Raw genomic sequence first — 13,576 nt, 5'->3', positions numbered from 1 at the left:
TTACCACCTCAACCTAAACAGGTTAGCTATTTGCGGCTCAGGGGTCTCGACGATTGGCTGAATGATTAGCCATTGATTAGCTCTTGTCGAGGCCGATACTGGTGTTTTCGAGTTAAAGGTTTGAAGTTTGTTTTTACCCATCCCCATCTCAAAAGATTTAGCACCTAGTGGCGTGATCTCTAAACCCTCTTTGGTAAAGCGTATCGACAGTAGCTCTTGTGATTCAGACCAGTACATAGAACCAGGGCAAGAGTTTTTGAGTACAATGGTTTCGCCAATATTAAGCGTTTGGTGATACCCCGTATCAACGTATGTATCGTAAATGGTTGTGTTAGGTAGCTCTAAAATGGATAAATCTTGGAGGTTATTACGAATATACAAGACTTGGCTGTTGTTCATTGAAGTGCCACAGAAAGGACACTCTAAATGGCCGTCACTCACCAAGAAGTTAAAAGAAGCATTACATTCTTTGTTTTGGCACTTCACTAGCATATGCGCAAGCTGTTCAAAAACTTCCGCCCATTCACTTAAACTCGGTCTGGCTAGTGGATCGTTTTTACCCGCGTTAAAGCATTGCTCAAATAAATTAGAAAGGGGCTTTAGCGCTACCAGCTCTAATGGAATGCCCTTGGGGTAATCTTCATCTAGCGCATTTGCATGATCAGTTGGGTGGTATATCCAAGGTAACTCACCCGCAAACGCTCGCTCTTCGTCTTCAGGAGTACCATTTTCAACAGCTTCACCAATAAATGGATGATTAGTTGTTAATAGCTTCATCGCGACGATTGCAAAGCTCCATGCATCCGTTAACGAGGAAACAAAGCTGTCGCCATTAACAACTTCTGGTGCACCAAAACCTGGACTAAAAATGCGACCTGGCTTGCCTTCATCAACCAAAGAGTCAAAACTTTCTCGTTGATTGACACAAATGTTGTCACAGTCAATCAACCACACTTCAGAGTAATCAGGGTTTGCTGAAACAAAAATATTTGCAGGAGATAAGTCACCGTACGCTAAACCCCTTGCATGAAGATCTGAGAGTGTTCTGGCAAGCTTTGCCAAAATAGTCATTCGACGTTTTAAGCCACCTGTTGATAAGTAATGCTCTGGTGACCCCTCCGCTGCAATTAATTCTTCAGTTTCATTCATTAACGATTCTAGAGGAATTAATCCGTCCATCAGCTCCATTGCATAACCAAAGTTATTCCCTTTCATAGCAATGCGTGAGAATGGTTTAGCAATGTTTAACTGCTCTAAAGGCTGCTTCATCAACCAATGAACATGCTCAAGCCATTTTCTTTTTTTATCTTTATCTCGCTGCGTGCTCATTTTAACCAGCACGTTATCAACCTGAGTTGTACAAACAACTCCCTGACCACCTTGTCCTATCTTTTTGACTAACTCAAACTCTTGACCAAAGGTGTCGGTTACAATGCGCTTCTTTGTTTGTTCACTTGTCATTTGTTTATAACCTTTATTTTGCACAGTCAGCTCAAAACCAATAGTGCGAGGGTTTTATCATCCGTGTGATTCGGCGTACCCCAGTTCCTAAATTCGTTTTTTAGCCAAGCCTTAGCTTGTCTAATGCTCTTGCCCTTAGTGCTTTCAATAATCGAATGTGCAAAGTCCAGCTCCATACCTTGGTGCAGATCTTCGCTAATACCGTCAGTCATAAGCGCAATCACATCACCTACACTCAATTGCTGCTTCGTTACCTGCCAGTCTGAAAACTGTTTAGATTTACCTAAGCCTGTAGTGATGTTGCCAAAATCATTTGTATCCGAATGTTCAGTTGTCTGTTGCGAAGTTAAAATTAAGCCATCACCTAACTGAAACGTTCTTAGCTCTCCGCTATCAGAAACCCAGACAATCAAACACGTTGTCACTGCATCGCTAGCTTTGATATCGCCAAGCGAGTTCAACCACTTTTGATAAACCCGCTTGATAAGCACTTTACTTTCAATGCTGAAATCAACCATCTTAATCACGTCAAATGCAGCTCGACATGCTAGTCTTGATCCCACATCCGAATGAGGCTTAGATCCCATGCCATCACAAACTACAGCGAGCCAACCACTGGGCACCCGTTTTACTAGCGCCGAATCTTGATTGGGCTGACCATTGAGTATATGACCAGGCCCAATGACAGAAACACTTAGATGGCGAATACTTACCATTGGCCTTCTAGATCTAAGCCTAAATCGTTGTCATCGTTGTCTAACTCATCAAAGTTAATCGGTGCGAGTTCGTTAGGGGTTCTGCTCTGAGAGCGTGCAGTTACGCTCATGGTGACCGCTCTAAAGAAACGGTGAATATCTCTGGCTTCATTTGCTTTAAATACTGGCGCTTCTAAGTCATTGTTAAATGCTTCAAGTACATCGATATTAGCTTCAGCGCCTATCGCCATTGCAAAACGACTGGCTTTTTGACCACGTTCACTCGTGGTTAACCGTTCTAAACCAGCTTGCCAACTGTCGGTTGGAATACCGTCAGAAAGTAAAATTAATACAGGGCGATAATCACGAGATGTGATCAGTTCTTTATCTTCAAGCACCTCCGTCGCTAACTCGAACGCATGACCCATTGGTGTGCGACCAATCGCATCGAGTGGCTGCATCGCTTCTATTTCAGATGCTTTAGCAAGTGGTAGGTGCATTTCAGCCTTATCACCACCAAAAGTGATTAAGCCCACTTGAATTTCAGCTTGTCGTGCTGATTCTTGCCTAAAAGTAGAAACCATGTTTTGAACGGCTTCGTTAAGCGCTGCAATCTTCCCGTCCACTGACATACTGCCACTGGTATCCGCTAAAATAATGACAGGGAGTGCTCTGGCTTTTGCTACTGCGAATTTTTTTAAACTCATTTTCTATCCTTTTAATTTTGATTAACTGTATGCCAATCAAACTTCAATTAATGTAAATGTTTGTGACTGTGCTTATACGGGCGAACTTTTCGTAAATCTTTATTTTTGAACGCCGTTAACACTGTTCCATTTGCCGACATAACCAATTGAACGCCATTCATATTTTTTAGCTCTGGCTCTATGTCACCGTATTTTTTAATTTCCTTGTTACCAATCACATGATAAACCGCACGTCGTGAGTGAATTACTCGGCCATATTGGTAAGCCAGCATCACCTGCTTTTTAGATATCCCTCTTTGTCCTTCTCTTATTTGTGCGTGTTGACTGTTTGTCAGCTCAGGTACAACGAATAATCGATCTTGTTCTTTTACAATAAAGGCCATAACGTTTTCCTCACATGATTAGATAATCATTACAGTGCGAAAACCAGACCAACAAACTATCCCTTTGTTTTATATCAACTTTACAAAAACGCACCCCTAAAATATGATAATATTTAATTCTTTTATGTAATTTTTATTACCACAAATTTCAACTTTCATGATATGCCGCGATTACCTGCTTTAATTGTGTTAGTAACTTCATGCATTCCTTTTTGGTTACTTTGCCTTGGTTTTGAAAGTAGTTTCTTGGGTGAATGAGGTTGCGCATTGTGCGGATGTTATGAGCAGCATTGGCAGACTCATAATCTAGCTCGCCAAGTCTTTTAAGCAAGGTAATGGCTTTACTTAAACTAATTTCGGCATCATCGCGGTAGTAGTCGTGTTTTTCGGTTTCAGATAACCAGTCGAGGATGATGGCTTCTAAAATTGAGCCACAGATAACCATTGACGATTTATACAAGCCCTTATCAATGCAGACTTTCAGCTCTTTTAAATCATCTTTTATCAATTTTTCGATAATGACACGCTTTGAAATACGTAACTTTTCTAACTCTTCTAACAAAAAGCTATCTTGCAAACGGCCTTGGTCTTTAGTGCCTGCAATGAGATTATTGATTTTGTCGAGATCTGACTCCGGCGTTTGCAGCCGCTGATAAAGCTCATCGCTTTTCGCCAAGGTATCGTCATCTGGCAGTAAAATAGGTAACTGTCTAAAGTCATTTAGTGCAATACGAGGAATTACACTGCCGATTGCCATTTTGAGTGAATACTTTTTCGCAAACTCACTCTGTAAATATAAACATAAGTATTGAGATGAAACTGCTGCGTTAGGCTGAAGGCGAATATGATAATTATGCGCTGGGGCGTAAACACCGTTTAGTTCATTGGTGATCAAAAACACTTTTGAGCAATTAGGTGTAACAATAATATCGCCTTCCGCCAGCACCTGATTTGTCGCATCACCTTCAGTAATCGGTAATTCATTCTGGTTGTGAAGTAGCTTACTTTTCCCGACTAACGACCATTTAAATACTTGCCCTTGAACCAAATCACCCCGTTTTACTGAGTGCACCATGCTCACATCGGCTAACTTTTCTAAAGATCCAAACTTGGCTTTTTTGTAGCGGTTAATATCGATTTGATTGTCAGGGTGATAAAAGGCAACCTGCAAGCGTGACATATTCAGTGCTTTAGCTGGTACTTTGAAAGTAAAAAACGACTGATCATGTAGCTCGTTCTTCGCTGAGCTAGCTCCTCCAAAAAGTTCTTGTTCAATTTGCACTAAAAACTGTTTGAATGTTTCGGTGTAAACAATATTGGGTAGCTCGCCAGACTTGTCTGCTTTGGGTGTGAGTTTGCGATCAACTGGGTTGTTATTTTGTACAGGAGCGTTAGCCGCAAAGTCGGCCATTAGAACGTAGCTAACTGGCTCATTACCTAAAACCAGTAAACTAAATGAAACGCTGGTGACAGGTGACCAAATAGTGCCAACATCAACCAAGGCATGTAAGGCATATTGCTCAAATACAGGGGCTAGTTGGCGTTTGTGTTTGACGCTGGTTATCCAAAGGGATGGCACCACGATAACTTGAACATCGTTTGCTGTGCTTTGCTTATTATCGTTTAACGCATAATCAAGATATTCACTGATGTTGTTTTCATCTTGTGGGTTAATACTTAGTAATTGGCGCTCTTCAATAGCGTTGAGTAATCGTGACATAAAACATCCTTGTCGTTATTTAATTGAGATTTACAGCTCTCCTAAAAAAGCTTGTTGGCTAATTGAATTGAACTGGTTATTTGCTTCATTCATTGAATGCTCTAACTTAGTCATCATATCTTTGTGGTTAGATACAAAGTCTAGCCATTCACGTTGCACATCTAGTGGAGGTACTGGTAATTTAATTTCCTTTATTTCAACCAAATGTAAATTTGTCACAGTCGCAGATTTCGCTCTAGCAGTTGCTTGCTTCAAGGCAAACGGAGTTTTCAGGAATGATTCCAGATAACCACCTAACAAAAGTTCTTTCTTTAGTTTAATTAAACAAAGGCTTACAAATATAGAAAATTCAGTGTCCCAATCAATTAGTCTCGGAACTCCAATAGTGCCATTTTTAGAATAAAGTACGTCACCTTTTTCTGGGTGGCATCGTTTAATTAAATCTAAGTGCTCTTCTTTTGAAACAAATTTAGTGTTGTTCCAGTTCACTTTAGCTTTATTAATATCTGTCACTCTTAAAAAGTGAACACCACTGTCAGTGTACGTAGGCGTATGATGTGTACCATCGGTGATTTTAGTGCACACCTCTTGCAATTCCCTTATAGGAAAACTCGAATTTCTGGGGTCTCCGAACCTCTCAATAAAGGCGCTGCGGAGGAAGTCGTCGGCGAGGTCGATGGCTTGTTGACATTTACGGCGGATGGCATCGGCTTTATCTAAAATCGCCGCAATTCGCTTTTGCTCGTCGAGTGGTGGTAGTGGGATTTGATGTTCCCAAAACACTTTCATCGATACACGAGGCATCTTTGCACCAGCGACTTGATCGCTTATCCACTTCACAAAGCGATTAGATCGCAAATAATAGGTCAGATACTTTCTATCCAATCTATCTTTATCTGGATACAACGGGACAAGTTCCGTGGTAGCTAAACCTTGCTCTTCTGGCAACACAACCTTGTTCAAATAAGGGCGTAGTTTAGAGTAAAGTACATGTCGCTCATCAAACCAATGTGTTGAAGAGCCTGCTGATTGAACCGAACCATAAACTTTTTCAGTTACAAGTCCTGAATGAGACTCAACCTTATCTAGATTAAGTTGCCAAACTGAGTTTTCGTCAAGAATTTCAGGATTTTTAAGCGGCTTTGAAGGGGCAACCTCACCTAAAGAAGCTAAAGGCCAACTCACAGCATCTTCTCCAAGTCTTTTAAGTCAGCTAATATTTCATTCTCTAAATCCATTAACTTACCCAAGATTTCTTTTGGCGGATCATATTGCTCTTCTTCGTAGACCACTTCTTTATAGCGGTTGATGGATAAATCATATTTATTAGCTGCAATATCGGCTTTGCTAACCCAAAACGCTTTTTGGGTTTTATCGTTTGCTTCCGTTTCTGCAATCGCTTTATCACGAGCTTTAAACTGGGTAACCAAATCTGGCAGTTCGTTATCTTTTATCGGTGTACGTTTATCATCAAGCGAGAAACCATCGGCCTGTAAGTCATAAAACCATACATGATCAGTAACAGAGCCTTTAGTGATAAATAGAATCGCGGTTGATACCCCTGCATAAGGTTTAAACACCCCTGATGGCAGTGAAACCACGCCTTGTAATTCGTTGTTTTCTACTATGTGTTTACGCAGTTGCTGGTGCGCTTTTGACGAGCCGAATAATACGCCGTCTGGCACGATTATCGCGGTTTTGCCGCCGTTTTTCAGCATACGTAAAATTTGGGCGACAAATAACAGCTCGGTCTTTTTAGTTTTAACTATACGTAAAATAGCATCGTCTACGTCTTCTTCATCTAAGCTGCCTTTAAATGGCGGATTCGCTAGGATCATCGAAAAGGCATCTTTACTTTGCTCTGGGTAGCGCTCAGCAAAACGACCGCTCAAGGTGTCTTGATAGTGAATGTCTGGCTCGGCAATACCGTGCATCACTAAGTTCATGGCGGCAATACGTAACATGGTGGAGTCAAAGTCGAAACCGTGGAACATGTCGGTGTCTACATGGTCACGATGCTCAAGTAATAAGTCACCACTGTAGATTTTAACTTGCTGCTCTTGGCCTTTGTCATCGGTAATGGTTTCGGTGTGAATACCTTCTGGTGAAGTGTATTTTTCTAACAGGTATTCATAGGCAATACTTAAAAAGCCTGCGGTGCCACAGGCAGGATCACAAATACGTTCATTAACGTCTGGATCTAACATTTCCACCATAGCGCGAATAATATGACGCGGAGTACGGAACTGGCCGTTAATGCCAGCAGTAGTGAGTTTACTCAGTAGGTATTCGTATAAATCACCTTTGGTGTCGCTGTCTTCTAATGGCAGTTTGTTGATCATCTCAACGGCTGATTCCATTAGCGTTGGCTTTTGGATCATGCATTGTGCGTCTTTCATAAACTCAGCAAACAATGAACCTTCACCTGAGATGTCTTTAAAATGCAGGAATACTTCGTCGCGCACCACTTTTAACATGGTTTCTGCATCTTGATGGTGGAAGCGGTGCCAACGAATATGTTGTTGCTCGTCGCTAAAGCGGCGATTAAAGCTAGTGCCTCGTAGCTGTGCGCGTTTTTCATCGCGCTGCTCGTGTAAATCGAGTAAACGGGCATACATAAGGAAAGTAATTTGCTCGATTACGGTTAATGGATTTGCGATGCCGCCCGTCCAAAATTCAGCCCAAAGTTTATCTACGCTGCTTTTTAATTCGCCTGTGATCATTATGTTCTCTTTTAATGTGTGACCTAACTGAATTTGAAGTTAGATCTAAAATTTTTTTGTTTACGAAATTACGCTTATTAAGTTAATTGATATGACACTATCGAGTTTTTATCGATGCCATATAGTCCTTCTCGTTTTTTAGCGTTGGGGAGTGTTCTTGCTCTTACTGAAAAACCTTTTTTCACCACGTAATCCAACATAGTTTGTTCGCACTCAACCTCAATGCAGTCAGCAAGTTTGTTACCATTTTCACTGACACGAAATGCTATTTTACCCGTTTGACGGTTTTTCATTTTGACCGGATACAGGTGTTCACCTGATTTATGCGTTAACTTTAAACGCATACTTAAACGTGATTCTGCCGTGTTATTCATTTGCACTTCCTTGAATGGTGGCGATTGGCTCAGGTAGCTCTAGTGATTTTAATAGTGAAAAGACTTCATCTTCACTGCTACCTAATACGCCTTCATAAATTCGGTTATATGGCGCTTTATCCAAGTCGGCCATTTTTATGCCGCCACTGCGAGCAATATGACCGATTAGCATATCGATAATGCGCTGGGCCTGAGCGTTCATACGATGGTTTTGCAAATGCTCGGTAAAGCTCTGTTCAATGTATTTAGCATCCATACCAACAATGCTGCGAAGCAAGGTATCAAGCGACTTACTGGACTCTGGATAAAACGACTTTAAGGTTTCGATATCGACATCAGCATGGCGCGTGTGAATGATACTGTTGAGCTGTAAAATCTCGCTTTCCGACACCGCTTGGCCGTTTCTGATCTTCTGTAATACCGGATGGCTCTCAAAAATAGGTTTAAGTGCTTCCTCTACTTTCTGCAAATAGATTTTGTAGTCGATAGATTCAATTTTTGAAGCACGAGCGCTAATTTCAAATTCAGCAGCATCTTCTTTAATATCGGTAACTTTTGTTGGTGCTGGTGGCGGTAGAATTTCGCCTTCCAGTAACCACATGATATCACGCAGGGCCAAACGAGATTGTTCCAACTTTGCAAAGGTTGGAATAAGCCAATAGTCATCGCTGAGCAGTTGTTTAATGTATTCTGCTTTGTCTTGCACTTGCTTCATATTGACGGGTAAACGGTCAATCACAGCAAAGATTTCTGCTTTTAACTCACCAAGCTCTGTTGGCGCATCAAACAAGGTTTGTTGCGTTTGCGCCATTAGAATGTCCCAACGTATGGCTTTACTCTGCCTACGGGTGTCTAGCCATTGCATCAGCGGTGCAATTTCAGTTTCAAGCAAGTGTACGGTTTGTTTTGCGTATTGATTTAATAGCTTTTCATCTGACATTTGCTCGACAATTTGCCAGTTGTCGCGAATGTTGATGTTGCGCTTATCAAGTAAGTCGATGTCTTGCTTGAGCAATTTAGCAACTTCTAAGAATGATTCTCTTTCGTAACTTTTTAACGCGGTAGATGCCAATTGCATACGCATTTCAAAACGTTTCTGTGCCAACGACTTGGTAATGGTTGGCTCGGTTTCTTCATAATCGAACTCGAAGTAATCAAAGTTATTCCAGTGGTCGAAGATTAAGAAACGCGTTTTGTCTTTACCTTTGCCAAATAGATCAGGGCATAGACGTGTACCACGACCAATCATTTGCCAGAATTTAACCTTAGATTTAATAGGCTTCGCAAATACGAGATTGACTACTTCTGGTACGTCAATACCTGTATCTAACATATCGACTGATATCGCTAGGGTGATGTCTTTTTCTGGCTCGCCTTCTATGCCTTTAAATTGGTCTATTAATGCATCGGCTCTTTGCTCGTCAGAGTGAATAACTTCACAGAAACCATCACTAAGCTCAGGGTACATTTCGTCGAACAGCTCTTTCAGCAAACGTGCGTGGTCAATACGTCGAGCAAAGATAATCGACTTGCCAATGAGTTGGTCGTCTTTGTCTTTGATGCCGTTTTCCATCAAATTACGAATGATGTGACGATTGGTATCAAGGTTCATAACAGCTTTGTCGATGTCTTTGGCATCGAATTCTAGCTCGTTTGGATCTTCGCCCTTGTCTTCTAGCTCAGCAATTTGCTCATCAGTTAATGAACGTTGGTTGATGCCTTCACGCAAGAACTTAGTGGTCATTGTCATGATGTCGAATGGCACTAAGTGATCTTCTGCTATTGCTTTCTCCAACGGATAATTCGCGGTAGGACTCTTATAGTCACATCCAAAGAGCTGACAGGTTGAGCGAGATACCATTTCTACTGGTGTTGCAGTTAAACCTACTTGCAAGCAATCGTAATATTTGAAGATGTTGCCAAATACATTGTAAACCGAGCGATGTGATTCATCAGCGATAATGAGGTCGAAGTAACCGACATCGAAATCTTCATAAATGCTCATCATGCCTGGGTAGGTAGCAATAAAAATACGCGCACTATCGCGATATTTCTTCTCACTTTTACCTACAACAAAGGGCTTGACTTGAAGGAAATCGACAAAGGCTTTGTTCGCTTGTTTACGTAACTCTTTACGGTCACATAAAAACAGTATGCGTTTAGCCCACTTTGCATCTTGTAATGATTTAGTTAAGGCAATAGAAACCCTTGTTTTACCTGTGCCTGTTGCTTGAACGATAAGTGCTTTGCGGCGTTTAAGTTCAAAGGTTTCATGTACACGAGTGATGGTTTCTAACTGATAGCGTCGCCCAGCGATATCGTGATCAATTTCCACTGACGATAACGGCTTCTTCTCAACACGCTGAAACTTAACTAAGTGCTGCAATGAACTTTTGGAATAATAGCCATAGATTTTACGCGGTGGGTACTTTTGAACATCGTCCCAAATGTAGATGTCGTGCCCGTTGGTGTAAAACATAACGGGACGCTGACCGTACTCTTTTTCTAATGCATCTGCATAGTCTTTGGCTTGTTTTTTACCAAGACGAGCATCTTTAGAGGTGCATTTGGCTTCCACTACTGCTAGCGGTTTGCCGTCGTCATCCCATAGTACGTAATCAACATAACCGATACCTGTTTGTGTTGGTTGATATTGAACTTCTATTTCTTGTCCAACTTGCTCGGTAGATGTGCCGTCTTCAGATACATCCCAGCCAACTTCTCTTAGTTCTGAGTCAATAAGATATTTACGCGTTTCTTCTTCATCGAAGTTTAATGTTTCAGTGGCAACTTTGCTGAAGTCAGTAAACTGTTGTGCGGCAGCTTTATCGACAACGGCGGTTGCTTGTTTGGTTTGTTCTAGTAATTCTTGATAGGCTTTGCGTTGTTCATCTAACTCAGCCATTGCTTGTTTATGCAAAGCTTCACTTTGTTCTAACTTCTTCTTTAGTTGTCCGTCTGGCTTTTCAACCTCGATGAAAGCAGGAACAGCGTCACTTTTTACATTGTGAAATGCACAATATAGCCAAGCACCGACATGATAGGCTTGTTTCACTGCAAATAGCGCATCAGCCGTTGTGCCTTTGTTGTCGTGCACGGCTTTGTTACCTAAGTTTTTAAGTAAGTGAAACTTGTCTAGAATGGCTGATGATGACAATTGAACAAAGTCTTCACCTTTTAATTGGTCGTTGAATGTTGCACGAGGCAAACACGGAAGATTTAATCGATGATAAATCCAGCCAACTAAATGTTCGCTGTATGAGCGCAGTTTAATTAACGAGCCAACGGGATCTGAATAGGTGTACTCTTCAGCGTAACCACCAAAGTCTGCAAGTTCAGGCCAATTTTCTCGTAAAAACTCAAAATTCATCGATTGCTTCATTCCAATTAATTTCCTTATTCCTTAAAGTGCAGGTCGAGTGCCAAGTTTTTGTTAAAGATGAATTTAAGCATATTATTGTGTTTCTATACCCAAAGCTTCTATCCACTTAGTGATCACTTGTTGGCTTTTTAAACCAATCATTTTTGCCGCTTTCGTTTTGTTATTACCAGCAGCCTTCATTGCTGCCTCTACGTATTTTTTCTTATATTTTTCAACAAGATTGTGAATATCCACCTGTTGGCCGAGTGACAAAACCACATCTGATTCTTCAGTTGTAGGTGAACGAACGATGAGTGCATTTTTGATATCTACATCAGTAATTTTTTCTTTATCCGACCACAAAAAGGCGCGATTAATTGTATTCCATAACTCGCGAATATTACCGTGCCAAGGTTGTGATTTAATAAATTTTATTCCCTTTTCGGAAATATTCTTACTTTTATAACCAGGGTATTTGTTTGCAGCTTGGTTGAGTTCATCCACCAATTCCAAAACTAATGGTTCAATATCTTCGTGACGCTCTCTAAGAGGTGGGATATGCAATAGGCCAACTGCTAAGCGATAGAATAGGTCTTCCCTGAACTCACCTTGTTCGACGAGTTGCTGTAAATCTCTATGAGTAGCGGCAATGATCCTGACATCAACTGATATCGTTTTTTTATCACCAACTCTAGTAATTTCGCCTTGCTGTAATGCTCGCAACAGTTTTACTTGAACACTTGGCATTAACTCGCCTACTTCATCAAGAAATAGCGTGCCGCCATTAGCCTGCTCAAATAAACCTTCGTGCTTTTCGTTCGCACCAGTAAAAGCGCCTTTAACATGACCAAATAAGATGGAGTCTACTAATGACTCCGGCAATGCTCCGCAGTTAACTGTTTTCAAAGGTTTGCCAGATCTAGGACTTGCTGCATGAATAGCATTGGCAATGACTTCTTTACCCGTTCCCGTCTCGCCCAATACTAAGGCTGGCAACTCTAGTTCAGATTCAGCTACACGTTTTGCTTTGGAGATTAGACTTTGCATTACTTGTGATTGAGCAATGATATTGTCGAACTGCTTGTGGGATGAAGGCGCTTTGACTGCTTTATCTGCAATGCTTTTTGCAGCAGATTTTACATAAGCTTGACCAAAATCGACTGGAACATCAACATTTTCTATAGTGTTGTCACGGTTAGACTGAATGAAATGCGTGTTGTGTTTACCTTTACCAACTAAGACAGATGCCACGCTCATCGCAGGTGTACCTGAGGTAATATTGATATACAGCTCTTCACTTTCTTCAGATAACTTAGAAACCCATTTTTCTGTTTCCCTTATAATAGTTGGGTAGTCTGTTGGGCCTTCAATGTTTGCTTTAAATATTGCAACATTGTCGAATGGGCGGCCAGCTTCTCTAAGTCGCTTTCCTAACCACTTTTCATAAGGTTTCCAATCATTTTCCCAGTCATTGGCAAAAATAAATATACGATCAAATGCTTTAGGATTTTGTAACGCTATCGTTGAAATTGCAGCATGTTCATCTTGCTGCATATTTTTGATATCTGTATTACCTATCCATGTATAAAGAGTATTCACGAGCTTTAGATTCGCCTTAACTTTCTAATAGATAAAGAATATTGCATATAATAACTTTTATTACCATATAACAAGAGTTGTTTGATTGAATTTTACGCTATTTTCATTCGTGAATGTATTTGGCTTTATTTTATAACCCTGCCCTTAGAGCGAAAAATAGATTCACTCTTAGCAACTTCAAACAATACTGATTAAGAAACATGAAATGGCTTAGTCTATAGTTTTAGAGCTATACAATATAAGTCCTAATTTCATGTTAGGAGCCAGCAAATTGTTTCTGAAAAAGAAGTACGCTTATTACTCAAAATATGGCTAAAAATTCAAAAATGACAGAAAAATTGTAAAAAACGACGATTTCTGTCAATGTCAGCATTGGTGGGCCTTATGCCATATCGTGGTCAATTACAGTTTTGATATAACAAATTGGTATAGATTTATTTTTGAACCAAAACTGAGGCAAAATTATTTTGTAACAAAAAAATAGAATGAAATCAGAATTTTAAAATCCCAAATAAAAATAATTATTTATCAAGAATAGTGATATTTTAAAAAT

The 13,576-nt window shown here is 40.5% G+C and carries 10 protein-coding genes; all 10 read right to left on the bottom strand.

Translation table 11 applies throughout. The annotated features are described in order from the left end of the window. The 10 genes from NFU46_RS12605 to NFU46_RS12560 all read right to left on the bottom strand — a co-directional run bounded on the left by NFU46_RS12605 (position 1) and on the right by NFU46_RS12560 (position 13,023). The gene (locus NFU46_RS12605) at positions 1–1,461 is read right to left on the bottom strand and encodes a serine/threonine-protein kinase (RefSeq protein ID WP_251602284.1); all 1,461 of its coding nucleotides are present in this window, start codon (positions 1,459–1,461) and stop codon (positions 1–3) included. Positions 1,462–1,487: 26 nt separating this feature from the next. Then, a complete protein-coding gene (locus NFU46_RS12600; protein ID WP_251602282.1) occupies positions 1,488–2,177 on the bottom strand; it encodes a PP2C family serine/threonine-protein phosphatase in 690 nt (229 codons plus the stop codon). Beyond that, complete coding sequence (locus tag NFU46_RS12595; RefSeq protein ID WP_251602280.1) at positions 2,171–2,863, bottom strand: VWA domain-containing protein; 693 nt, start codon at positions 2,861–2,863, stop codon at positions 2,171–2,173. Before NFU46_RS12595 ends, NFU46_RS12600 begins: the two co-directional genes overlap by 7 nt. Before the next feature lie 47 nt (positions 2,864–2,910). Continuing rightward, the gene (locus NFU46_RS12590) at positions 2,911–3,246 is read right to left on the bottom strand and encodes a hypothetical protein (RefSeq protein ID WP_251602278.1); all 336 of its coding nucleotides are present in this window, start codon (positions 3,244–3,246) and stop codon (positions 2,911–2,913) included. A 148-nt stretch (positions 3,247–3,394) separates the two neighbouring features. Beyond that, on the bottom strand, positions 3,395–4,966 hold the full coding sequence (locus NFU46_RS12585) for a restriction endonuclease subunit S (RefSeq protein ID WP_251602276.1): 1,572 nt from the start codon (positions 4,964–4,966) through the stop codon (positions 3,395–3,397). Positions 4,967–4,996: 30 nt separating this feature from the next. Next, positions 4,997–6,151 carry a restriction endonuclease subunit S gene (locus tag NFU46_RS12580; protein WP_251602274.1) on the bottom strand — a complete coding sequence of 385 codons (1,155 nt, stop codon included), beginning with the start codon at positions 6,149–6,151 and terminating at the stop codon, positions 4,997–4,999. Then, positions 6,148–7,689 carry a class I SAM-dependent DNA methyltransferase gene (locus NFU46_RS12575; RefSeq protein ID WP_251602272.1) on the bottom strand — a complete coding sequence of 514 codons (1,542 nt, stop codon included), beginning with the start codon at positions 7,687–7,689 and terminating at the stop codon, positions 6,148–6,150. Before NFU46_RS12575 ends, NFU46_RS12580 begins: the two co-directional genes overlap by 4 nt. Positions 7,690–7,766: 77 nt before the next feature. Beyond that, positions 7,767–8,063, bottom strand: a complete 297-nt coding sequence (locus NFU46_RS12570; RefSeq protein ID WP_251602270.1) for a hypothetical protein — start codon at positions 8,061–8,063, stop codon at positions 7,767–7,769. Then, positions 8,056–11,445, bottom strand: a complete 3,390-nt coding sequence (locus NFU46_RS12565) for a DEAD/DEAH box helicase family protein (RefSeq protein ID WP_251602268.1) — start codon at positions 11,443–11,445, stop codon at positions 8,056–8,058. Before NFU46_RS12565 ends, NFU46_RS12570 begins: the two co-directional genes overlap by 8 nt. A gap of 72 nt (positions 11,446–11,517) precedes the next feature. Further along, complete coding sequence (locus tag NFU46_RS12560) at positions 11,518–13,023, bottom strand: sigma-54-dependent Fis family transcriptional regulator (protein ID WP_251602266.1); 1,506 nt, start codon at positions 13,021–13,023, stop codon at positions 11,518–11,520. Between the last annotated feature and the right edge of the window lie 553 nt (positions 13,024–13,576).

This window comes from Pseudoalteromonas sp. NCCP-2140 (assembly GCF_023708065.1).
Classification (GTDB): domain Bacteria; phylum Pseudomonadota; class Gammaproteobacteria; order Enterobacterales; family Alteromonadaceae; genus Pseudoalteromonas.
This window is presented reverse-complemented; position numbering and strand designations above follow the sequence as displayed.

What these genes read in the sequence shown, in the direction of transcription:
- NFU46_RS12565 (WP_251602268.1), bottom strand. Translation starts at nt 11,445, where the DNA reads ATGAAGCAATCGATGAATTTTGAGTTTTTACGAGAAAATTGGCCTGAA.
- NFU46_RS12600 (WP_251602282.1), bottom strand. Translation starts at nt 2,177, where the DNA reads ATGGTAAGTATTCGCCATCTAAGTGTTTCTGTCATTGGGCCTGGTCAT.
- NFU46_RS12575 (WP_251602272.1), bottom strand. Translation starts at nt 7,689, where the DNA reads ATGATCACAGGCGAATTAAAAAGCAGCGTAGATAAACTTTGGGCTGAA.
- NFU46_RS12585 (WP_251602276.1), bottom strand. Translation starts at nt 4,966, where the DNA reads ATGTCACGATTACTCAACGCTATTGAAGAGCGCCAATTACTAAGTATT.
- NFU46_RS12590 (WP_251602278.1), bottom strand. Translation starts at nt 3,246, where the DNA reads ATGGCCTTTATTGTAAAAGAACAAGATCGATTATTCGTTGTACCTGAG.
- NFU46_RS12595 (WP_251602280.1), bottom strand. Translation starts at nt 2,863, where the DNA reads ATGAGTTTAAAAAAATTCGCAGTAGCAAAAGCCAGAGCACTCCCTGTC.
- NFU46_RS12570 (WP_251602270.1), bottom strand. Translation starts at nt 8,063, where the DNA reads ATGAATAACACGGCAGAATCACGTTTAAGTATGCGTTTAAAGTTAACG.
- NFU46_RS12605 (WP_251602284.1), bottom strand. Translation starts at nt 1,461, where the DNA reads ATGACAAGTGAACAAACAAAGAAGCGCATTGTAACCGACACCTTTGGT.